Origin of the sequence: Pedobacter sp. FW305-3-2-15-E-R2A2, from assembly GCF_038446955.1 — a bacterium.
Taxonomy (GTDB): domain Bacteria; phylum Bacteroidota; class Bacteroidia; order Sphingobacteriales; family Sphingobacteriaceae; genus Pedobacter.
Genome location: NZ_CP151803.1, coordinates 6,180,682 through 6,202,322, shown reverse-complemented (window position 1 = coordinate 6,202,322; position 21,641 = coordinate 6,180,682). Strand labels below are relative to the sequence as shown.

General features: G+C 39.9%; 20 protein-coding genes and 5 tRNA genes. 18 read left to right on the top strand and 7 right to left on the bottom strand.

Going from position 1 to position 21,641, the window contains the following annotated elements; all coding sequences use genetic code 11:
* Positions 1 to 64: 64 nt before the first annotated feature.
* The gene (locus AAFF35_RS25065; RefSeq protein WP_342329264.1) at positions 65 to 436 is read right to left on the bottom strand and encodes a hypothetical protein; all 372 of its coding nucleotides are present in this window, start codon (positions 434 to 436) and stop codon (positions 65 to 67) included.
* 140 nt (positions 437 to 576) lie between these two features.
* Here AAFF35_RS25065 and rpsU point away from each other — a divergent pair, with 140 nt between their 5' ends.
* The 18 genes from rpsU to AAFF35_RS24975 all read left to right on the top strand — a co-directional run bounded on the left by rpsU (position 577) and on the right by AAFF35_RS24975 (position 16,022).
* Positions 577 to 771 (top strand): 30S ribosomal protein S21, encoded by a 195-nt coding sequence (rpsU, locus tag AAFF35_RS25060; RefSeq protein WP_062551169.1) that lies wholly within the window; start codon positions 577 to 579, stop codon positions 769 to 771.
* Positions 772 to 908: 137 nt separating this feature from the next.
* Positions 909 to 1,793, top strand: coding sequence for a tyrosine-type recombinase/integrase (locus AAFF35_RS25055; protein WP_342329263.1), 885 nt, complete (start codon positions 909 to 911; stop codon positions 1,791 to 1,793).
* A 14-nt stretch (positions 1,794 to 1,807) separates the two neighbouring features.
* A complete protein-coding gene (gene raiA / locus AAFF35_RS25050; RefSeq protein WP_074612230.1) occupies positions 1,808 to 2,155 on the top strand; it encodes a ribosome-associated translation inhibitor RaiA in 348 nt (115 codons plus the stop codon).
* 207 nt (positions 2,156 to 2,362) lie between these two features.
* Positions 2,363 to 2,435: transfer RNA gene (locus AAFF35_RS25045), tRNA-Thr, on the top strand.
* A gap of 41 nt (positions 2,436 to 2,476) precedes the next feature.
* Positions 2,477 to 2,559, top strand: a tRNA-Tyr gene (locus AAFF35_RS25040).
* Positions 2,560 to 2,569: 10 nt separating this feature from the next.
* Positions 2,570 to 2,642, top strand: a tRNA-Gly gene (locus AAFF35_RS25035).
* A 100-nt stretch (positions 2,643 to 2,742) separates the two neighbouring features.
* Positions 2,743 to 2,814 (top strand) — tRNA-Thr (locus tag AAFF35_RS25030).
* A 122-nt stretch (positions 2,815 to 2,936) separates the two neighbouring features.
* Complete coding sequence (gene tuf, locus AAFF35_RS25025) at positions 2,937 to 4,124, top strand: elongation factor Tu (RefSeq protein WP_074612231.1); 1,188 nt, start codon at positions 2,937 to 2,939, stop codon at positions 4,122 to 4,124.
* Positions 4,125 to 4,240: 116 nt separating this feature from the next.
* A tRNA-Trp gene (locus tag AAFF35_RS25020) sits at positions 4,241 to 4,311 on the top strand.
* Positions 4,312 to 4,324: 13 nt separating this feature from the next.
* Positions 4,325 to 4,522, top strand: coding sequence for a preprotein translocase subunit SecE (secE, locus tag AAFF35_RS25015; RefSeq protein WP_062550292.1), 198 nt, complete (start codon positions 4,325 to 4,327; stop codon positions 4,520 to 4,522).
* Positions 4,523 to 4,531: 9 nt separating this feature from the next.
* Positions 4,532 to 5,074, top strand: coding sequence for a transcription termination/antitermination protein NusG (gene nusG, locus AAFF35_RS25010; protein ID WP_073232495.1), 543 nt, complete (start codon positions 4,532 to 4,534; stop codon positions 5,072 to 5,074).
* A gap of 79 nt (positions 5,075 to 5,153) precedes the next feature.
* Positions 5,154 to 5,597, top strand: coding sequence for a 50S ribosomal protein L11 (gene rplK / locus AAFF35_RS25005; RefSeq protein WP_073232496.1), 444 nt, complete (start codon positions 5,154 to 5,156; stop codon positions 5,595 to 5,597).
* Between the two features lie 23 nt (positions 5,598 to 5,620).
* Positions 5,621 to 6,319 carry a 50S ribosomal protein L1 gene (gene rplA / locus AAFF35_RS25000; protein ID WP_069382436.1) on the top strand — a complete coding sequence of 233 codons (699 nt, stop codon included), beginning with the start codon at positions 5,621 to 5,623 and terminating at the stop codon, positions 6,317 to 6,319.
* A gap of 2 nt (positions 6,320 to 6,321) precedes the next feature.
* Positions 6,322 to 6,843: a 50S ribosomal protein L10 gene (gene rplJ, locus AAFF35_RS24995; protein ID WP_342329262.1), complete on the top strand. Its 522-nt coding sequence runs from the start codon at positions 6,322 to 6,324 to the stop codon at positions 6,841 to 6,843.
* 63 nt (positions 6,844 to 6,906) lie between these two features.
* Positions 6,907 to 7,281, top strand: coding sequence for a 50S ribosomal protein L7/L12 (gene rplL / locus AAFF35_RS24990; protein ID WP_074612233.1), 375 nt, complete (start codon positions 6,907 to 6,909; stop codon positions 7,279 to 7,281).
* Positions 7,282 to 7,435: 154 nt separating this feature from the next.
* Positions 7,436 to 11,239 carry a DNA-directed RNA polymerase subunit beta gene (gene rpoB, locus AAFF35_RS24985; RefSeq protein WP_074612234.1) on the top strand — a complete coding sequence of 1,268 codons (3,804 nt, stop codon included), beginning with the start codon at positions 7,436 to 7,438 and terminating at the stop codon, positions 11,237 to 11,239.
* Positions 11,240 to 11,330: 91 nt separating this feature from the next.
* A complete protein-coding gene (rpoC, locus tag AAFF35_RS24980) occupies positions 11,331 to 15,617 on the top strand; it encodes a DNA-directed RNA polymerase subunit beta' (protein ID WP_342329261.1) in 4,287 nt (1,428 codons plus the stop codon).
* 90 nt (positions 15,618 to 15,707) lie between these two features.
* Entirely contained in the window at positions 15,708 to 16,022 is a 315-nt protein-coding gene (locus AAFF35_RS24975; protein WP_074612236.1) for a DUF3467 domain-containing protein, read from the top strand.
* Here the strand turns inward: AAFF35_RS24975 and miaA are convergent.
* The 6 genes from miaA to AAFF35_RS24945 all read right to left on the bottom strand — a co-directional run bounded on the left by miaA (position 16,019) and on the right by AAFF35_RS24945 (position 21,623).
* The gene (gene miaA / locus AAFF35_RS24970; RefSeq protein WP_342329260.1) at positions 16,019 to 16,930 is read right to left on the bottom strand and encodes a tRNA (adenosine(37)-N6)-dimethylallyltransferase MiaA; all 912 of its coding nucleotides are present in this window, start codon (positions 16,928 to 16,930) and stop codon (positions 16,019 to 16,021) included. The genes AAFF35_RS24975 and miaA overlap by 4 nt on opposite strands.
* A gap of 9 nt (positions 16,931 to 16,939) precedes the next feature.
* Positions 16,940 to 17,596 carry a hypothetical protein gene (locus AAFF35_RS24965; protein WP_342329259.1) on the bottom strand — a complete coding sequence of 219 codons (657 nt, stop codon included), beginning with the start codon at positions 17,594 to 17,596 and terminating at the stop codon, positions 16,940 to 16,942.
* 70 nt (positions 17,597 to 17,666) lie between these two features.
* Complete coding sequence (locus AAFF35_RS24960; RefSeq protein WP_342329258.1) at positions 17,667 to 19,073, bottom strand: HD domain-containing protein; 1,407 nt, start codon at positions 19,071 to 19,073, stop codon at positions 17,667 to 17,669.
* A 25-nt stretch (positions 19,074 to 19,098) separates the two neighbouring features.
* Positions 19,099 to 19,665 (bottom strand): L-threonylcarbamoyladenylate synthase, encoded by a 567-nt coding sequence (locus AAFF35_RS24955; protein ID WP_342329257.1) that lies wholly within the window; start codon positions 19,663 to 19,665, stop codon positions 19,099 to 19,101.
* Between the two features lie 7 nt (positions 19,666 to 19,672).
* Positions 19,673 to 20,800 (bottom strand): glycosyltransferase family 1 protein, encoded by a 1,128-nt coding sequence (locus tag AAFF35_RS24950; RefSeq protein ID WP_342329256.1) that lies wholly within the window; start codon positions 20,798 to 20,800, stop codon positions 19,673 to 19,675.
* A 4-nt stretch (positions 20,801 to 20,804) separates the two neighbouring features.
* On the bottom strand, positions 20,805 to 21,623 hold the full coding sequence (locus AAFF35_RS24945) for a 2,3,4,5-tetrahydropyridine-2,6-dicarboxylate N-succinyltransferase (RefSeq protein WP_342329255.1): 819 nt from the start codon (positions 21,621 to 21,623) through the stop codon (positions 20,805 to 20,807).
* Positions 21,624 to 21,641 lie beyond the last annotated feature (18 nt).

The following is a 21,641-nucleotide window of genomic DNA, read 5'->3' as shown; positions in this document are numbered from 1 at the left end:
TCTAACCAAATATAACCAAAAACGGAATCCGGTGACCAGAGATGATCACCGGATTTTTTAAGTATTACTTTATGGAAATGATCTCATAGACCACAAAAGGGCTGTATCCTCTCCATGGTAGTGCTCCGATATATTCCTTATAACGCAGTTCAAAAACTTTACCACTGTTGAGCATCATTTTTTCTGCGATTGCTTTGTCCTCAACGGAGAACTCGAATTCGTTGGATTGAATGTTGCCGGTTTGTTTGGAACGGATTCCGGATTGGATTAACTTTCCTTCATAGGTTTTAAAGATATATCCTTTCTTTACTACGTAGTTGAGCTCTCCGGCCTTAACGCCTTCTCCCAGGACGAAGTTGTAACGGAAGTAAAAGAATCCTGCAAGAATAAGAATTAGCACTCCAAGGATGATAAAAAGCGTTTTTTTTGATTTCATAGCTGAATTAAATAAGTCCTAAACATATACATTATATACAGGAGGTTTGTTTTTAATAAAATTACACTTATTGTTTTGATTCTCAAAACAAAGCCCTATCTTTGCGGTCCTAAAAACAACGAAAGGGGGTATATTACGTTATGATTATCATTAATATTAAAGACGGCGAATCACTAGATAAAGCCTTAAAACGTTTCAAGAAGAAATTCGAGAAAACAGGTGTGTTAAGAGAATTACGTAGCCGCCAAGCTTATGAGAAAAAATCTGTAGCTCGTCGTACACTAGTTAAACATGCTATTTACAAGCAAAACATGCAACTTGAAGGAACGGTATAGTTTCTGAAAAGTTTAAATGATATTAAAGCGCTGTCGGTAAACCCGGTAGCGCTTTTTTATTTTTTATGTTAAAATAAAAACAATTAGCTGAGCTATGTTTTGTATATTCACTTCATCGTGTCATACAAATAGTCTTTATGATCATTGCTCAATTCCTGACATATCTCCAGCACGAGAAGCGTTATTCTCCACATACCATTCAGTCTTACAAAACGGACTTGTTGCAGTTTAGTGAATATATGCTGAAAACATTTGAATTGCCCCTTACTGAAGTAGGGCATATTCATGTAAGAAATTTCATGGTGGCCCTTCTGGAGGATCATGTTTCTGAGAATTCTGTAGGAAGGAAGCTCTCTACGCTTCGCAGTTTCTATAAACACCTTTCCCGTGAGGGTTTGATTTCTCCAAATCCGATGACGCTTGTAAAGGCGCCTAAAGTACCCAAACGACTTCCTGTATTTGTAGACGATCAAAAGCTGGATGTCCTGCTGGACTCTGGTGAATTTTTCGACGATACTTTTCCTTCTGTACGTGATAAGGTGGTGATCGAAACCTTATTTGGGACCGGTATGCGTTTGGCGGAACTGCTGTCGCTGAAAGAATCGGATATTGATTTTTATGGGGCTACGGTTCGGGTTTTGGGAAAAAGGAATAAAGAAAGAATTATTCCGATAGGCAAAGTCCTTGGAGATCAGATGAAAGCTTATATTGAGTTGAAAACGTTACAGAATTTTAATAACAAAACTGGGGTCTTAATCGTTACAGATAAAGGAGCTCCTGCTTATACCAAGCTCATCTATAGAATAGTGACCAGTTATTTGACAAATGTATCCACACAGGATAAGAAAAGTCCGCACGTATTGCGTCATTCCTACGCAACAAGCCTGTTGAACAGGGGTGCAGATTTAAATGCAATAAAAGAGTTATTGGGACATGCCAGCCTGGCGGCAACCCAGGTATATACCCATAACTCCGTAGAAAGATTAAAATCAATATATAAACAAGCCCATCCAAAGGCATAAAAAAGGAGGAAACAATGAAAATTACAGTTCAATCGATCCATTTCAATGCAGACCAGAAGTTGTTAGAGTTTATTCAGAAGAAAGTGGATAAGTTAGATCAGTTCTTCGACCAGATTATTAGTGGGGAGGTCTATTTGAAATTAGAGAATGTAGATGATGAGGCAAATAAAATAAGTGAGATCAAACTGATCGTTCCGGGTGTTACAATGTTCGCAAAGGAGCAATGTAAAACTTTTGAAGAGGCGACGGATTTGGCAATTGAGTCCCTGAGAAAACAAATCACCAAACATAAAGACAAGACGAGAGAAAAATTAAGTGAACATAAAGCAATTTTAAATGCTAACGAAGTATCTGATTATTAGGAGGATATTTTAAGCGTTTTTGATAAAAAGGTTGGCGGGACTAAAACCCGCCAATTTTTTTTGAAAATAATTTTGGATCGTATTAAAATTCGTGTACATTTGCAATCCCAATCAGAGAGGGCGTTTCTCTTAAAAGATTCGGAAAGTTCTGTGAAAGATTAAACATTATAAAAATCATTGCTCAACCATCAGCAATGAATGATATAAGCCTCCTTAGCTCAGCTGGTAGAGCAACTGACTTGTAATCAGTAGGTCATTGGTTCGATCCCGATAGGAGGCTCTTTTAACTTCGGTACTGTAAAGTATTGGCAAGATAAAAGCGGGGGGATACCAGAGTGGCCAAATGGGACAGACTGTAACTCTGTTGTCGCAAGACTTCGAAGGTTCGAATCCTTCTCCCCCCACAATACAAAAGCGAAAGTAGCTCAGTTGGTAGAGCGATAGCCTTCCAAGCTATAGGTCGCGAGTTCGAACCTCGTCTTTCGCTCAAATTGGAAAAGCTGGGAAATCGGCATAGAATTAAGTAGTTTAATTAGAATACCAATTAAACTACTTAATTAACTTAGATTGCAAGCTGAGATTAAAAAGCCGAAGTAGCTCAGCGGTAGAGCACTTCCTTGGTAAGGAAGAGGTCGTGGGTTCAAGTCCCATCTTTGGCTCAAGATAAAAACAAGCTTTGTTGAATCTGTAATTATGGCAGTTGAACAAGGTTTTTTGTGTTGAATTTGTATCAAAACAATTAATTAATAAAAAGTTATAAACTACTAATAAGTATAAAAACATGGCAAAAGAAAAGTTTGACCGCAGCAAGCCGCACTTAAACATCGGCACAATCGGTCACGTTGACCACGGTAAAACAACCTTAACAGCAGCTATCACTAAAGTGTTATCTGATGCTGGTTTATCTGAGGCGCGTTCATTTGATTCTATTGACTCTGCTCCAGAGGAAAAAGAAAGAGGTATCACTATCAATACAGCACACGTTGAGTATTCAACAGCTAACCGTCACTATGCACACGTTGACTGTCCAGGTCACGCGGATTATGTAAAGAACATGGTTACTGGTGCTGCACAAATGGATGGAGCTATCATCGTTGTAGCTGCTACAGATGGTCCGATGCCACAAACTCGTGAGCACATTCTATTGGCTCGTCAGGTTGGTGTTCCTTCATTGGTAGTATTCATGAATAAAGTGGATATGGTTGACGATCCTGAATTACTAGAATTAGTAGAGATGGAAGTTCGTGAATTGTTATCTTTCTATGAATTCCCTGGTGATGATATCCCTGTGATTCAAGGTTCAGCTCTTGGTGGCTTGAACGGAGATCCGAAATGGGTTGGAAAAATCATGGAGCTTATGGATGCTGTAGATAGCTACATTCCAATTCCTCCACGTTTAACTGAACTTCCATTCTTAATGCCTGTTGAAGATGTATTCTCGATCACTGGTCGTGGTACTGTTGCAACTGGTCGTATTGAGCGTGGTGTAATCAACTCTGGAGATCCAGTTGAGATCTTGGGTATGGGTGCTGAAAATCTTAAATCAACTGTAACAGGTGTTGAGATGTTCCGTAAGATCCTTGATTATGGTGAAGCAGGTGATAACGTAGGTCTATTGTTACGTGGTATTGAGAAAACTGATATCCGTCGTGGTATGGTTATCTGTAAACCAGGTTCAGTAACTCCTCACACAGATTTCAAAGCTGAGATCTATGTATTATCAAAAGCAGAAGGTGGACGTCACACTCCATTCTTTAACAAATACCGTCCACAATTCTATTTCCGTACCACAGACGTTACTGGTGAGATCTCACTAGCTGAAGGAACTGAAATGGTTATGCCAGGTGATAACGTTACGATCACAGTTAAATTGATCAACGCAATCGCAATGGAAAAAGGTCTACGTTTCGCAATCCGTGAGGGTGGTAGAACAGTAGGTGCTGGTCAGGTAACTGAAATTTTAAAATAGTATTTTATCCTTAGGGGTAAGAAACAACAATAAAGCAAAGTACTTAGGCTTTTAAACCGCCTGAGTACTTTGTTTCTAAAGAAGCTGCTAAATTCTGGAAAGAAAATAGCTTATACACGGGAATAGTTCAACGGTAGAATAGAGGTCTCCAAAACCTTTGATCAGGGTTCGAATCCTTGTTCCCGTGCAAAAAATTAATTATGGCTAAAGTAGTTCAATTTATTAAAGAATCGTATGAAGAAATGACCCAGAAGGTTACTTGGCCTACATGGGGAGAATTGCAAAATTCTGCAGTGCTGGTTCTGGTAGCTTCGTTTATCATTGCATTAGTTGTTTTTGCAATGGATAAGGGATCTACTTTTGTTTTAGATACTTTTTATAAATCACTTTCTAATTAATATAGCTAAATGGACGATCAGTTAAAATGGTATGTAGTTAGGGCTGTTAGCGGAAAAGAGAAGAAGGTAAAACAGTATATCGATTCTGAAATTAGCCGTTTAGGTTTTTCTCATCTTGTGCCTCAGGTATTAATCCCAATGGAGAAATACTACCAGATGAAAGAGGGAAAAAAAATTGCAAAAGAGCGTAACTTCTATCCCGGATATGTTTTAATTGAAGCGAATTTGGATGGAGAACTTGAACACATTATTAAGAACGTTAATAGTGTGATTGGTTTTTTAGGGGATAAAGGAGGAAACCCGGTTCCTATGCGTCAGGCAGAGGTTAACCGTATTTTAGGTAAAGTTGATGAGATGAGCCAGCAAGGTGAAACCATGAACGTAGCTTACTATGTCGGAGAGAACATCAAAGTAATGGATGGACCATTTAACGGTTTCACCGGTGTGATCGAAGAGGTAAACGAAGAGAAGAAAAAACTAAAAGTTATGGTTAAGATTTTCGGAAGAAAAACTCCATTGGAGCTTAACTATATGCAAGTAGAAAAAGAATAGAATTCAATTCATATAAGATCTTAAATGTTACTTGCTTCCAACATTATAACATTGAGTATTAAAATTAACAAAACAGAAAATGGCAAAAGAAGTCAGTGCACTTGTTAAGTTACAGATCAAGGGTGGAGCTGCAAATCCATCGCCACCAGTAGGACCTGCGTTAGGTGCTAAAGGGGTGAACATCATGGAGTTTTGCAAACAATTCAATGCTCGTACCCAAGATAAGCCCGGTAAAGTATTACCAGTTGTAATTACTGTTTATGCTGACAAGTCTTTCGAATTTATCATCAAAACCCCTCCGGTTGCTATCCAGTTAAAGGATGCTACTAAATTAACGAGTGGTTCTGCTGAGCCCAACCGTAAGAAAGTTGGTTCGGTGACTTGGGATCAGGTTAAGTCAATTGCTGAAGATAAAATGACTGATTTAAATGCTTTCACTATCGAATCTGCAATGAGTATGGTTGCAGGTACAGCACGCAGTATGGGAATCACCGTTAGCGGTGATGCACCTTGGACAAATTAATTAACAAAAAACAGTTTACAACAGTGGCTAAATTAACAAAAAATCAAAAAAAGGCACATGCTAAACTAGAATCTGGTAAAACGTATTCTTTACAGGATGCGGCTGCTTTGGTAAAAGAGATTACTACAACTAAATTTGATGCATCGGTAGATATCGATGTAGCTTTAGGTGTAGATCCACGTAAGGCCAATCAAATGGTACGTGGTATTGCTACTTTACCACACGGTACAGGTAAAACTGTACGTGTATTAGTTCTTTGTACTCCTGATAAGGAAGAAGAGGCTAAAGCGGCAGGTGCAGATTTTGTAGGTTTAGACGAATATGTAGCCAAGATTGAAGGTGGATGGACTGATGTTGACATTATTATCACTACTCCTGCTTGTATGGCAAAAGTAGGTAAACTGGGCCGCGTTTTAGGTCCACGTAACCTTATGCCAAACCCTAAGTCAGGAACTGTAACCAACGAAGTTGGTAAAGCAGTTACTGATGTAAAAGGCGGAAAGATTGATTTTAAAGTTGACAAAAGTGGTATCATTCACGCTTCAGTAGGAAAAGTATCATTCCCAGCAGAAAAAATATATGAAAACGCATTAGAAGTACTTCAGGTAATTTCTAAGCTAAAACCATCTGCTGCAAAAGGAACTTATTTTAAGAGCATTCATGTTTCTTCTACTATGAGCCCTGGAATTGCAATCGAAACTAAATCAGTAGCGGGTATTTAATTATGAACAGAGAAGAAAAACACGAAGTCGTTTCGGCTCTTCAAGCGAAGATGCAGGAATTCGGTAATTTTTATATTGCCGATACATCAAGTCTATCTGTTGAGAAAGTAAACAATATCCGTCGCAAATGTTTCGAAAGCGGGATCGAAATGCAGGTAGCTAAAAATACTTTAATCAGAAAAGCGATTGAAGGATTAGAAGGCGATGCATCTGAGATCTTTGTTGCCCTAAAAGGTCAATCAGCATTATTATTCTCTACAGTAGGTAATGGTCCAGCTAAGCTGATCAAAGCCTTGAGAAAAGGATCTGATAAACCTCAACTTAAAGCAGCATATATCGATTCAACGGTATTTATCGGTGACAACCAATTAGATACTTTAGTAAGCTTGAAATCAAGAGAAGAGCTTATCGGAGACATCATTGGTCTATTACAATCACCAGCTAAAAACGTTATTTCGGCTTTACAGTCAGGTGGCAATACAATTGCAGGAATTGTTAAAACTCTTCAAGAGAGAGAAGGTTAAGGAACACCTTATAAGTTCATATTATAATAAATTATTTTACGTAAATTTTTAAAATCTATAAAAATGGCAGATTTAAAAGCGTTTGCTGAGCAATTGGTAAACTTAACAGTTAAAGAAGTTAACGAATTAGCTCAAATCTTAAAAGACGAGTATGGTATCGAACCAGCTGCTGCTGCAGTTGCGATTGCAGGTCCTGCTGGTGATGCTGCTCCTGCAGCTGAAGAAAAAACTACTTTTGATGTAATATTGAAAGAAGCTGGTGGTTCTAAATTAGCAGTTGTAAAACTGGTAAAAGACTTAACTGGTTTAGGTTTGAAAGAAGCTAAAGATCTAGTTGACGGTGCACCAAAAGAATTAAAAGCTGGTGTTTCTAAAGACGAAGCTACTGCTTTGAAAACTCAATTAGAAGAAGCTGGAGCTGTAGTTGAAATTAAGTAATAACTTAATTTTAATATAACTTTAACCATAGACTCCGACTGTATAGTCGGAGTCTATACCTGTTTATAAACATTTCATCTTGTTTGGTTGGTGAATACGTTTAACGGCAAACCAAACAAATAGTTTATTCTTAAACTAAATTAACTTTAGTCCATTGGCAAATAAAGTCGACCAAAGAGTAAATTTTGCACGTAGTAAGCACATCATAGATTACCCGGATTTTCTAGATGTACAGTTGCAATCATTCAGAGAATTTTTTCAGATCGAAACCACTTCAGATAACCGTCACACAGAGGGTCTATTTAAGGTGTTTGCTGAAAACTTCCCAATCACAGATTCAAGAAACATCTTTGTTCTTGAATTCCTAGATTATTTTATTGATCCACCTCGTTATGATATACCTGAGTGTATTGACCGTGGGTTAACGTATAGTGTTCCATTAAAAGCGAAGCTGAAACTTTCTTGTAATGATGCAGAACACGAAGATTTTGAAACCATCATTCAAGATGTGTACCTGGGAACCATACCATATATGACGCCTAAAGGTACCTTCGTGATCAACGGTGCAGAGCGCGTAATTGTTTCTCAATTACACAGGTCGCCAGGTGTGTTCTTCGGCCAAAGCCGTCACACAAATGGAACTAAGCTTTATTCTGCCCGTGTGATTCCTTTCAAAGGTTCATGGATCGAGTTTGCAACTGACGTAAATAACGTCATGTATGCGTATATCGACCGTAAGAAAAAATTCCCGGTAACCACTTTATTGCGTGCGATCGGTTATGATTCTGATAAAGACATCCTTGAATTGTTTGATCTTGCTGATGAAGTAAAAGTTAGCAAATCAGGTTTAAAGAAATTCATCGGACGTAAACTTGCTGCAAGAGTATTAAGAAAATGGGTTGAAGATTTTGTGGATGAAGATACCGGTGAGGTAGTTTCCATAGATCGTAACGAAGTAATCTTAGACAGGGATACTGTTTTAGAAGATGACCATATTGATATGATCATTGACGCAGGCGTTAAAACGATCATCTTATCTAAAGATGATGGTGCCAGTCAGGCTGATTATACGATTATCTATAATACTTTACAAAAAGATACTTCAAACTCTGAAAAAGAGGCTGTTGAAAACATCTATCGTGCTTTGCGTAACGCAGAACCACCTGATGAGGAAACTGCAAGAGGTATCATTGAGCGTTTGTTCTTCTCGGATAAACGTTATGACTTGGGAGATGTAGGTAGATACCGCATCAACCGTAAGTTGAAAATGGATACTCCTGATCATGTAAAAGTATTGACAAAAGCAGATATCATTGCGATTGTTAAATATTTGATCAAACTGATCAACTCTAAAGAAGAAGTGGATGATATTGATCACTTGTCGAACCGTCGTGTTCGTACAGTAGGTGAGCAATTGTACGCTCAATTTGGTGTTGGTTTAGCACGTATGGCCCGTACCATTCGTGAGCGTATGAACATTCGTGATAACGAGGTGTTTACACCAACGGATTTAATTAATGCACGTACTTTATCGTCGGTTATTAATTCCTTCTTTGGAACAAACCAGTTGTCGCAGTTCATGGACCAGACGAATCCTCTGGCAGAGATTACGCACAAGCGTCGTCTTTCAGCCTTAGGCCCAGGTGGTCTTTCACGTGAACGTGCCGGTTTCGAGGTGCGTGACGTTCACTACACTCACTACGGTCGTCTTTGTACGATTGAAACTCCTGAGGGACCAAACATTGGTTTGATCTCGTCTCTTTGCGTTCACGCGAAGATCAATAACTTAGGTTTCATTGAAACCCCTTACAAAAAAGTTAAAGACGGTATCGTTCAGGTTGATGAGGACGTGATTTACCTGTCTGCAGAGGATGAAGACGGTAAAACTATTGCACAAGCGAATGCTGCTTATGATGATCAAGGTAATTTCACCACTACACGTGTTAAAGCACGTTATGAGGGTGACTTTCCGGTTATTGAGCCTGAGAAATTAGACTTAATGGACGTGGCACCTAATCAGATTACTTCGATCGCTGCTTCGTTGATTCCTTTCCTGGAGCATGATGATGCGAACAGGGCCCTGATGGGATCCAACATGCAACGTCAGGCCGTACCATTGTTACGTCCTGAGGCACCAATTGTTGGTACAGGTTTAGAAGGTCGCGTAGCCCGCGATTCAAGAACACTGATCAATGCTGAAGGTGACGGTGTAGTAGAATATGTAGATGCAAATGAGATCACCATTAAATATGTACGTAACGATTCAGATCGTTTGGTTTCATTCGAAGGTGATAGCAAAACTTATAAATTAATCAAATTCAAGAAAACCAACCAGAATACTTGTATCAACTTAAAACCAATCGTTAAGAGAGGTCAGAAAGTGGTTAAAGGACAAGTACTATGTGAAGGTTATGCAACAGAAAATGGTGAGCTGGCATTAGGAAGAAACTTAAAAGTTGCTTTCATGCCTTGGCAAGGGTATAACTTTGAGGATGCGATCGTAATCAACGAGCGTATTGTTCGTGAAGATATCTTTACTTCATTACACATTGAAGAGTTTGAATTAGAAGTACGTGATACAAAGCGTGGAGAAGAGGAATTAACACCAGATATCCCTAACGTTTCTGAAGAAGCTACTAAAGATTTAGATGAAAACGGTATCATCCGTGTAGGTGCTGAAGTTAAAGAAGGAGACATCCTTATTGGTAAAATCACTCCTAAAGGAGAATCTGATCCTTCACCGGAAGAGAAATTACTGCGTGCGATCTTTGGAGATAAAGCAGGTGATGTGAAAGATGCATCCTTGAAAACACCTCCATCTATCAAAGGTGTGGTAATTGATACCAAGTTATTCTCAAGAGCTAAGAAAACTACTAAAGCTGAAGAAAAAGCAGCGATAGAAAAATTAGACAAGAGATATGACCTTGCTACAACGAATTTGAAAAATGAACTGGTAGATAAATTGTTCCAGATTGTGAATGGTAAAACATCTCAGGGTGTATTCAACGTTTACAAGGAGCTGTTATTCCCTAAAGGAGCTAAGTTCACTCAGAAAAGTTTAGCTGATCTGGAATATGCACACATCAACCCATACAAATGGACTACTGATGATGATAAAAATGACCAGATTAAATTGCTGTTGCACAACTATGGTATTCGTGTGAACGAAGAATTGGGTGCGTACAAACGTGATAAATTCGCCATCAGTGTTGGTGATGAATTGCCTTCAGGTATTGTACAGATGGCTAAGGTTTATGTAGCTAAAAAACGTAAATTAAAAGTAGGTGATAAGATGGCTGGTCGTCACGGTAATAAGGGTATTGTAGCCCGTATTGTTCGTGATGAAGATATGCCATTCTTAGAAGATGGAACACCTGTTGATATCGTGTTGAACCCACTGGGTGTACCTTCACGTATGAACTTGGGTCAGATCTACGAAACTGTATTGGCATGGGCCGGTAAAGAACTGGGTGTGAAATTCGCAACTCCGATCTTTGATGGTGCTAAACATGACGAGGTAGAAGAGTGGATTGCTAAAGCCGGTGTACCAGCTTCTGGTAGAACTTACTTACATAATGGTTTAACGGGTGAGAAATTTGACCAGCCAACAACTGTAGGTATTATCTACATGTTGAAATTAGGACACATGGTTGATGATAAGATGCACGCCCGTTCAATCGGACCATACTCATTAATTACACAACAACCATTGGGTGGTAAAGCTCAATTCGGGGGTCAGCGTTTTGGTGAGATGGAGGTTTGGGCATTAGAGGCATTCGGTGCTGCTAATATCCTACAGGAGATCTTAACTGTTAAGTCAGATGATGTGATCGGTAGAGCCAAAACTTATGAGGCGATTGTAAAAGGCGAAAACCTTCCTACGCCGGGTGTACCAGAATCGTTTAACGTATTGGTACATGAGTTACGTGGATTAGGTCTAGATATTACGTTAGACTAATGTTGAAAGTTATTTTGCCGGGATGCCGCTAAGGCCTCGCCTGAAAAGCATCCCGGCTTTTTAAATTTTTCAACTTTCAAACAAAAGAGCTATGTCTTACAAAAAGGATAATAAATTAAAAAGCAATTTCACCTCGATCACCATTAGTTTGGCATCGCCGGAGGCTATTTTAGAGCGCTCTAGTGGTGAGGTGTTAAAACCTGAGACTATCAATTACCGTACTTACAAACCTGAGCGTGATGGTTTGTTTTGCGAGCGTATTTTTGGTCCGGTAAAAGATTACGAATGTCATTGCGGTAAATATAAACGTATCCGTTATAAAGGTATCGTTTGTGACCGTTGTGGTGTTGAGGTAACGGAAAAGAAAGTACGTAGAGAGCGTATGGGACACATCAATTTGGTGGTTCCTGTTGCGCATATCTGGTATTTCCGCTCCCTGCCAAATAAAATTGGATACCTGTTAGGATTGCCTACAAAGAGATTAGACCTGATCATTTACTACGAGCGTTATGTAGTAATTCAGCCTGGTTTCATGGCAGAAGAAGGTATTCAGTATATGGATTTCTTAACTGAAGAGGAATATCTTGATATTCTTGATAAGTTGCCTAAAGAAAACCAGTATTTAGACGATAAAGATCCTAATAAATTCATCGCCAAAATGGGTGCTGAAGCATTAGAGGATTTATTGAAACGTATTGATTTAGATACTCTATCCTATAACTTACGTCACCAGGCTGCAAACGAGACTTCTCAGCAACGTAAAAACGAAGCTTTGAAACGTTTACAGGTAGTGGAAGCTTTCCGTGGTGCAAGAACCCGTATTGAGAATAACCCAGAGTGGATGATCATTAAGATTGTTCCAGTTATTCCACCGGAATTGCGTCCGTTGGTTCCATTGGAAGGTGGTCGTTTTGCGACTTCAGATCTAAATGATTTGTATCGTCGTGTGATTATCCGTAACAACCGTTTGAAACGTTTGATCGAGATCAAAGCGCCGGAAGTAATCTTACGTAACGAAAAACGTATGTTACAGGAAGCGGTAGATTCGTTGTTCGATAACTCACGTAAAGTAAATGCGGTTAAAACTGAAGGTAACCGTGCTTTGAAATCTCTTTCAGATATCCTGAAAGGTAAACAAGGTCGTTTCCGTCAGAATTTATTAGGTAAACGTGTGGATTATTCTGCCCGTTCGGTAATTGTTGTAGGTCCAAACCTTAAATTACATGAATGCGGTTTACCGAAAGATATGGCGGCTGAGCTATTCAAACCGTTTATCATTCGCAAGATGATTGAAAGGGGTATCGTTAAAACAGTAAAATCTGCAAAGAAAATTGTAGACAGAAAAGATCCATTAGTTTGGGATATTCTGGAGAATGTTTTAAAAGGACACCCGGTATTACTGAATCGTGCGCCTACGTTGCACAGATTGGGTATCCAGTCGTTCCAGCCGAAATTGGTAGAGGGTAAAGCAATCCAGTTACACCCATTAGTATGTACCGCCTTCAACGCGGATTTTGACGGTGACCAGATGGCAGTACATTTACCATTAGGGCACGCCGCAATTTTAGAAGCACAGGTATTAATGCTTGCTGCACACAACATTCTAAACCCGGCAAACGGAACTCCGATCACTGTACCTTCACAGGATATGGTTTTGGGTCTTTATTACATTACTAAAGGTCGTAGAACTGACGCTCAGCGTGTAGTTAAGGGACAAGATTTCTCTTTCTACTCTCCGGAAGAAGTGATCATTGCTTACAATGAAAAAGAAATCGATCTTCATGCATTTATCAAGGTTAAGGTAAATGTGAAACTGGAAGATGGATCAATCGTTAATAAATTGTTGGAAACTACGGTAGGTCGTGTACTATTTAATCAAATGGTTCCGGTAGAAGTAGGGTATATCAATGAATTGCTGACTAAGAAATCTCTTAGAGATATCATTGGTACAGTAGTGAAAATTACTGGTATGGCCCGTGCTGCAAGGTTCCTTGATGATATCAAAGAACTTGGTTTCCAAATGGCATTCAGAGGAGGTTTATCATTTAATTTACAAGATGTAAACATTCCTGTGGAGAAACAGGCGCTATTAGAGCAGGCTTCTGCCGAGGTAGATGAGGTAAGGAATAACTATAACATGGGATTCATTACCAACAACGAGCGTTACAACCAAATTATCGATATCTGGACTCGTATCAATAACCGTTTAACATCATTCGTGATGACTCAGTTATCAAGCGATAACCAAGGTTTCAACTCTGTTTATATGATGTTGGACTCTGGAGCCCGTGGTTCGAAAGAGCAGATTCGTCAGTTATGCGGTATGCGTGGTTTGATGGCTAAGCCTCAGAAATCAGGTTCAGGTGGTGAGATTATCGAAAACCCGATTCTTTCGAACTTTAAAGAAGGATTGTCGGTATTAGAGTACTTTATCTCTACCCACGGTGCGCGTAAAGGTTTGGCGGATACGGCGTTAAAAACAGCTGATGCGGGTTACTTAACACGTCGTTTACATGATGTGGCCCAGGATATGATCGTTAATGCAGAAGATTGCGGTACTTTAAGAGGTATGTACACGACTGCATTGAAAGATAATGAAGACATCGTTGAGCCGTTATACGACAGGTTATTAGGCCGTATCTCTCTACATGATGTATTCAATCCTTTGGATGGTGCATTGTTGGTAGCTGCTGGTCAGGATATTGATGAAGATATTGCTAAAGCAATTGAAGAGTCTCCATTAGAAGGCGTTGAAATTCGTTCGGTATTAACCTGCGAAAACAAACGTGGTGTTTGTGCACTATGCTACGGACGTAACTTAGCTACTGGTAAACGTGTTCAAAAAGGTGAAGCTGTCGGTGTAATTGCTGCACAGTCAATCGGTGAGCCGGGTACACAGTTAACACTACGTACGTTCCACGTTGGGGGTACTGCATCGAACATCGCTGCAGAGTCTCAATTGACAGCTAAATTTGATGGTATCATTGAATTTGAAAATGTTCGTACAGTAGAGAATGATACTGAAGAAGGTGTAAAACAAATTGTTTTAGGTCGTTCAGGAGAGTTCAAAATTGTTGAGCCTGGTACAAATAAAGTGATCATGACCAATAACATTCCTTATGGTGCATTCTTGTACGTTGAGGATGGTGCTAAAATCACTAAAGGTGATAGGATTTGTTCATGGGATCCATATAATGCGGTAATTATCTCAGAGTTTGCCGGTAAAATCGAATTTGACGCTATCGTAGAGGGGGTAACCTTCCGTGAAGAGTCTGATGAGCAAACCGGTCACCGTGAGAAAGTAATTATCGATACACGTGATAAAACTAAAAACCCTTCTGTACGGGTTGTGGATAAAAAAGGTGAATTGATCAGAGGATATAACATCCCTGTAGGTGCCCACATCGCAATTGATGAAGGTGATGCAGTTAAAACTGGTCAGATCCTGGTTAAGATTCCTCGTGCAACTGGTAAAACAAGAGATATCACGGGTGGTTTACCACGTGTAACGGAGCTTTTCGAAGCACGTAACCCTTCAAACCCTGCTGTAGTAACAGAGATTGATGGTGTGGTAACTTTAGGTGGTGTTAAACGTGGTAATCGTGAGATGACTATCGAATCTAAAGACGGAGAAGTTAAAAAATACCTTGTTCCATTGTCTAAACACATCCTTGTTCAGGATAATGACTTTGTGAAAGCTGGTATGCCTCTATCTGATGGTTCTATCTCTCCTGCGGATATCTTAGCGATTAAAGGCCCTGCGGCTGTACAAGAATACCTGGTGAATGGTATCCAGGAGGTTTATCGTTTACAAGGTGTAAAAATCAATGATAAACACTTTGAGGTGATTGTACACCAGATGATGCAGAAAGTTCACATTGAAGATCCGGGAGATACCACTTTCTTAGAGAACAACTCTGCAGATCGTTGGGACTTCATGATCGAGAATGATGAGATCTATGACAAAAAAGTTGTTGTTGATGCTGGTGATTCAAACGCGGTGAAACCTGGACAGATTCTTTCTCTACGTAAACTAAGAGATGAAAATTCTCAATTGAAACGTAAAGATTTGAAACAAATTGAAGTTCGTGATGCAAGACCTGCAACTGCGAGTTCAATGTTACAAGGTATTACACGTGCTTCATTAGGAACGAAATCGTTCATCTCTGCAGCGTCATTCCAGGAAACTACAAAAGTGTTAAACGAAGCAGCAATTGCTGGTAAACGTGATAACATGCTTGGATTAAAAGAAAACGTAATTGTTGGACACTTAATTCCTTCAGGTACAGGTGTACGTGGATATGAGCGTATCATTGTAGGTTCTCAGGAAGAATACGATAAATTATTAGCTTCGAAACAAGAAGAAGTAGATGCTTAATATTTAAATATCTTTTAAAAAAATCCCCCTTCTGTTAAAGTTGGGGGATTTTTTTTGGTTGTAATGATTTTAAAGCGGTAGTTTTGTGTTATGGAAGAACAGCACAACGATAACCAGCTAAACATAGAACTTTCTGAAGAAGTTGCAGAAGGGATCTTTTCAAACCTTGCTATTATTACACATTCTAATACAGAATTTGTTCTGGATTTCATCAGGGTAATGCCTGGAGTACCTAAAGCAAGAGTGAAGTCAAGGATTATCCTGACCCCTGAACATGCCAAAAGATTAATGGTGGCGATGCAGGACAACCTGGAAAAATATGAAGCTGCACACGGAAGAATTAAAACACAGGAAGAGCCTCCAGGATTTCCGATGAACTTTGGCGGACCAACAGCTCAGGCCTAAGAATTTAAGATTTTATCAATATGAAGGATGACCGCTTTGCTTTCAGTAGGTTCAAACCAGGCAATGCTGTCATCTCTTCTAAACCAGGTAAGCTGGCGTTTGGCAAAACGTCTTGTATTTTGTTTGATCTTATCTATCGCTGTTTCCAGCGTGATATTACCATCCAGGTAATCGAATAATTCGGAATAGCCGACTGTATTCAGGGCATTGTATTTCCGGTAATCCTGAAGCCCTTTTACCTCCTTCAGAAGTCCTGCTTCCATCATTTTATCAACCCTATGGTTAATCTGCTGATACAAGGCCGAACGGTCCATATTTAAGCCTATTTTAATGATGTTGAACGGACGTTGTTTCTTACTGTTGGTTTGATAGGAGGAGAGCTTTTCGCCTGTGGAGAGGAAGAATTCCAGTCCCCTGACCATTCGTTGAGGATTAGCCTGATCCACTTTTTCATAATACTCCGGATCATGGGTTTTCAATTGTTCCTTGATAGACGCTATGCCCTCTTTTTCCAATTGTTCTTTGAGTTTTTCGCGGATGTTAAGATCCGTATCCGGAAGGTCATCAAGGCCGTTGCATACGGCATCAATGTATAAACCGGATCCGCCGACCATAATCAGCAGATCCTGTTTTTTAAAAAGCTCCTCCAGGAGCTGAAGGGCTTGTATTTCAAAGTCGCCGGTACTGAAAAGGGTTTCAATACTATGCGAATCGATAAAATGATGAGGCGCGGCTGCCAACTCTTCCGGGGAAGGTTTTGCCGTTCCTATTTCCATCTCCTTAAAGAACTGACGGGAATCTGCCGAAATGATCTCTGTAGAAAAGTGTCTGGCCAATGCGATGGCCAGTGCAGTCTTTCCTATTCCGGTAGGGCCGACAATTACAACTAAGGTTTTATTCAATGCCATATCCGGGCACTAATAGTCTTCTTTGTTATCGTATTCTTCGTCTTCGTAGCTATCGTCACTTCCGAATTCGTCTGCATCATCTCCATCTTCTTCGGCATCATCATCAATCGTTTTTTCTTCCGTATTGATTCCTCTTCCGCCCATGGCTTCAATTTCTTCTGTATCTTCAGGAACAAAGTCCATCTCATTCAGAAAATCAAATTCTGTTGATTCCGGGTTTGAAGATACTGCTACCGCACCAAAATTATCCTTGTCGATGATTTTCGGCGCTTCTCCGATACTTTTAACCAGCACAGGGTATTCCAGCTTAGGATCAGTTTCCAGAATGATTTTGATCAGTTCTACGTGAAAGTCGAAAGGACGGTCAAAGTTGTAGATATAGTAAAACTTCTGATGGGGATCTTCGATAAAACTACTCAACTTTGCCTTTTCCATTAAGGTAACCCCTCTATCCGTTTTACGTTGGGTAGGCAGGTAAGCAATTTCATCTCCTTTGATCCAGTGATCGGTACTCACATAAAAGGAAGAAGATTTTTCAGCAGAATATCCTGTTGAGCGATGTACCGCGCGATGTAAATCTTCAAATGTCTGGTTTGATTTTATATCGATTTCCCTAACTACTTCATCGAAATCTTCAAAACTTATTCTAAATCTATAAATTGCCATCTGAGCTTTTTTTCTAGCTATAAAATTAAAAAATATTATCTATAATTTGTGTTACTGCCTTAGGGCTGTATTACTGCTTTACAGGTAGAAGGCCAAATTCCTTTGCTTTTTCCAGCATGAACTGTAACGCTTCTTCGTAGGTATTTTTGATTTCACCTTCAAGAATTGCTTCCCGGATGGCATTTTTAATCAGACCTACTTCTTTTCCTGCCCCCAGACCGAATACCTGCATGATGTCATTGCCGGTAATTGGAGGTTGCCAGTTTCTGATTTTATCACGTTCCTCTACATCTTTGAGTTTTTGTTTTACCAGCTCAAAGTTATTGCGGTATTTTTTTACTTTGTACTCGTTTTTGGTCGTTACATCTGCATTGCATAGCATCATGAGGCTTTCAATGTCTTCTCCTGCGTCAAACAAAAGCCTTCTCACTGCGGAGTCTGTAACCACTTCCTGAGCCAGCACAATAGGGCGAAGGTGAAGTTGTACCAGCTTTTGCACGAGTTTCATTTTCTCGTTCAGGGGAAGTTTCAACTGGTTAAAGATCTGGGGCACCATGCGTGCTCCTTTGTCTTCATGCCCGTGAAACGTCCAGCCATGTCCTTCTTCAAAACGCTTTGTTGCCGGCTTGGCAATGTCATGAAGAATGGCCGCCCAGCGGAGCCAAAGATCGTCGGTAGCGATACAAATATTGTCCAATACCTGTAAAGTATGATAAAAATTGTCTTTATGTCCCTTCCCATTAATAAAATCTACCCCATAGAGGTTGGACATTTGTGGAAAGATGAGGTGTAAAAGACCAGTATCAAAAAGATATTTAAAACCAATGGAAGGGGTTTTTGAAAGAATGATCTTATTGAGCTCATCGGTAATGCGCTCTTTGGAAACAATGGAAATTCTTTCTTTCTGCTTTTTAATGGCATTGATGGCACTCTCATCGATGCTGAAACCCAGTTGGGTGGCAAAGCGAATAGCCCTCATCATTCTCAAAGGATCGTCTGAAAAGGTAATCTCAGGATCAAGGGGTGTTTTGATAAGTTTATTTTCCAGGTCAGTGGTGCCACCGAAAGGATCTACCAGCTGTCCGTAATTTTCTTTATTCAGGGAGATGGCCAGGGCATTGATAGTGAAATCTCTTCTCAGCTGGTCATCTTTGATGGTCCCGTTTTCTACAATCGGTTTCCGGGAATCTGAGCGGTAAGATTCTTTTCTTGCGCCCACAAACTCGATCTCCAGATCTTTGGTTTTTAACATGGCAGTGCCAAAGTTTTTGAATACTGCAACCTTGGTTTTTAGTACTTTACCCGCAAGTTCCGCGAATTCTATACCATTTCCCAGTACCACAATGTCAATGTCTTTGGATGGTCTTTCTAAGAAAATATCGCGCACATATCCACCTATCACATATGCTTCAATCTGATGTGTTTGAGCTATATCGGCAAGGACTTTAAATACTGACTGTTGTAAATGTTTTTCCATTAATGAGTTACAAAAGTAATAAAACTTACTTTCTAATAAAGGAAAATTGCCCTCCCGGAGCTAATTTCATTATGGTAGATGGTTTTTTAGGGATTTGAAGCTCTTGTTCCCAATCGACTACGTAATCTACAGCAGCTTTAATTTCTTCCTCAATTTCATCGAATATAAGAGGAGAAGGGGATCCTGATTTATTGGCAGAGGTAGATGTAATGGGCTTTCTGAACCTTTGGATGAGTTGCTGACAGAAATCATGTTTCACAATTCTGATGCCTACACTACCATCTTCATTGATGACATTTTTAGCCAGATTTTTTGCGCCTGAAAATATGATGGTCAGTGGATTTTCTGCATACTCAATCAGATCGTAAGCCACGTCAGGTATTTCTGTTACATAACTTTGCAGCTTGGAATCGTTGTCCAGGAGGATAATGAAACTTTTATCTGCGCTACGTTCTTTAATTGCATTTATTTTGGCTGCTGCAGCCTCATTGGTCGCATCGCAACCTAATCCCCATACGGTATCGGTTGGATAAAGGATAACCCCTCCATCTTTTAAAACGTTAAGGGCCTTTTCAATTTCTGTTCTAAGCATAAAACTGTTATTTCTGGTGACTGGAAAGCACCTGGGTGTAAACTTTCATCAGTGCTCCGGCGATGACCCGGGTATTAAATTTCTGAACGTATTCCAGTCCCCTTGTTTTCATTTGTTCGGCAAGGGCGGGATCATTCAATACTTTGTTGATGGCAGCTGATAAAGCCGCATGGTCAAATGGAGAGACGTAGAGACTATTTTCGCCACCTGCTTCTTCCAGGCAGGAACCCGTCGCGGCGATCACCGGAATGCCGGAATAAAGCGCCTCAATGATTGGGATTCCGAAACCTTCATAAAGGGATGGATATACAAATGACCCGGCCATCTGATAGATGGAAGGGAGTTCATCAAAGGGAACGTTCTGAAGAAAGTGAACCCTGTCTTTTAAACCCAGGTTCGCGATTTCCTGATGAACGGAATCCGCGTAGGCGGTCTGTTTTCCTACCACTACCAATTTATATTCCGCATGAATCTGTGGGAGTGCTTTGATGAGGGTTAGCAGGTTTTTTCTGGTTTCTATTGTTCCTACATTCAGGATGTATTTGGATGGTAAATTATGTTTAATCCGTACTTTCTGTTTTGTTTGCGCTGATGAAGGAGATTTGAAGCTATCGTCGCAGCTTTGATAAATGACCTCGATCTTATCAGGATCCGTATGAAAAAAATCAATAATGTCTCTTTTAGTACACTCACTGATGGCGACGATCTTGTCGGCATGCCTGCAGGAATAACGGGCTTTCAGTTTATAGATAAACCGGTCGATCCGCCCAAAATATTGGGGGAACTTTAAAAAGATCAGGTCATGAATGGTGACGACGCTACGGATACCGGAGTTTTGGATCTGTACTGGAATTTCATGACTCAAGCCATGAAACAAGTCGATATTGTCTTTTAGCAGCTGTTTTTTTATTCCGGAAGTTCTCCAGAATAATCCAGGTTGATCAGGAAGCCTGGACTCAATGCCTTTGGCTGTTAAGAAATGCCTGATCTGTGCATGTTCTTTTATTTTGGGGCTGTATACAAAGTATTGGTTTTGAGGGAAAAATTCAGCGAGCTGGGCAATTAATGATCTGCTGTAATTTCCCAGTCCTGTTAAATTGTTTGTTGCTCTTTTTCCGTCAAAACCAATCTTCATTATATTATACCGCTACATTGTTTTCTCTTAATGCATCATTAAGGGAAGTCTTTTTATCTGTAGATTCTTTACGTTGACCGATGATCAATGCACATGGAACCTGGAATTCTCCGGCGGGGAATTTCTTCGCATAGCTACCAGGAATTACCACAGAGCGTGCAGGAACGATTCCTTTATATTCTATTGGCGTACTTCCGGTTACATCAATGATTTTTGTAGAGGCAGTTAATACCACGTTTGCACCAAGAACAGCTTCTCTTTCTACACGTACACCTTCTACAACAATCGCTCTTGAACCCAGGAAACAGTTGTCTTCGATGATTACCGGAGCAGCTTGAATTGGTTCCAAAACGCCACCAATACCTACACCACCACTTAAGTGAACATGTTTTCCGATTTGTGCACATGAACCTACAGTAGCCCAGGTATCGACCATTGTACCTTCGTCTACATAAGCACCTATATTTACATAAGAAGGCATCATGATTACACCTTTGGCCAAATAAGCGCCATAACGTGCGATACCGTGAGGAACAACCCTTACGCCTAATTCTTTATAATTGGTTTTCAATTTCATTTTATCATGAAATACAAAAGGACCAACTTCAATTTCTTTCATCTCTCTGATTGGAAAATAAAGGATTACTGCCTTTTTAATCCACTCATTCACTCCCCATGAGTTAAGTACAGGCTCAGCAACGCGCATTTCACCTTTATCTAACTGCATAATTACCGTTTCTATTGCTTCGCAATATTCACTATATTCTAATAAAGTTCTGTCTTCCCAAGCGGCTTCTACTAACTTTTTTAATTGTGCTATCATGTTGTAAGTTATTTTTTG

Coding starts and splice junctions, on each gene's coding strand:
- AAFF35_RS24965 (WP_342329259.1), bottom strand. CDS start 17,596: ATGGCAATTTATAGATTTAGAATAAGTTTTGAAGATTTCGATGAAGTA.
- rpoC (WP_342329261.1), top strand. CDS start 11,331: ATGTCTTACAAAAAGGATAATAAATTAAAAAGCAATTTCACCTCGATC.
- secE (WP_062550292.1), top strand. CDS start 4,325: ATGGCTAAAGTAGTTCAATTTATTAAAGAATCGTATGAAGAAATGACC.
- tuf (WP_074612231.1), top strand. CDS start 2,937: ATGGCAAAAGAAAAGTTTGACCGCAGCAAGCCGCACTTAAACATCGGC.
- AAFF35_RS25065 (WP_342329264.1), bottom strand. CDS start 436: ATGAAATCAAAAAAAACGCTTTTTATCATCCTTGGAGTGCTAATTCTT.
- raiA (WP_074612230.1), top strand. CDS start 1,808: ATGAAAATTACAGTTCAATCGATCCATTTCAATGCAGACCAGAAGTTG.
- AAFF35_RS25055 (WP_342329263.1), top strand. CDS start 909: ATGATCATTGCTCAATTCCTGACATATCTCCAGCACGAGAAGCGTTAT.
- rplL (WP_074612233.1), top strand. CDS start 6,907: ATGGCAGATTTAAAAGCGTTTGCTGAGCAATTGGTAAACTTAACAGTT.
- AAFF35_RS24945 (WP_342329255.1), bottom strand. CDS start 21,623: ATGATAGCACAATTAAAAAAGTTAGTAGAAGCCGCTTGGGAAGACAGA.
- AAFF35_RS24950 (WP_342329256.1), bottom strand. CDS start 20,800: ATGAAGATTGGTTTTGACGGAAAAAGAGCAACAAACAATTTAACAGGA.
- rpsU (WP_062551169.1), top strand. CDS start 577: ATGATTATCATTAATATTAAAGACGGCGAATCACTAGATAAAGCCTTA.
- rplJ (WP_342329262.1), top strand. CDS start 6,322: ATGAACAGAGAAGAAAAACACGAAGTCGTTTCGGCTCTTCAAGCGAAG.
- miaA (WP_342329260.1), bottom strand. CDS start 16,930: ATGGCATTGAATAAAACCTTAGTTGTAATTGTCGGCCCTACCGGAATA.
- AAFF35_RS24975 (WP_074612236.1), top strand. CDS start 15,708: ATGGAAGAACAGCACAACGATAACCAGCTAAACATAGAACTTTCTGAA.
- AAFF35_RS24960 (WP_342329258.1), bottom strand. CDS start 19,073: ATGGAAAAACATTTACAACAGTCAGTATTTAAAGTCCTTGCCGATATA.
- nusG (WP_073232495.1), top strand. CDS start 4,532: ATGGACGATCAGTTAAAATGGTATGTAGTTAGGGCTGTTAGCGGAAAA.
- rplK (WP_073232496.1), top strand. CDS start 5,154: ATGGCAAAAGAAGTCAGTGCACTTGTTAAGTTACAGATCAAGGGTGGA.
- AAFF35_RS24955 (WP_342329257.1), bottom strand. CDS start 19,665: ATGCTTAGAACAGAAATTGAAAAGGCCCTTAACGTTTTAAAAGATGGA.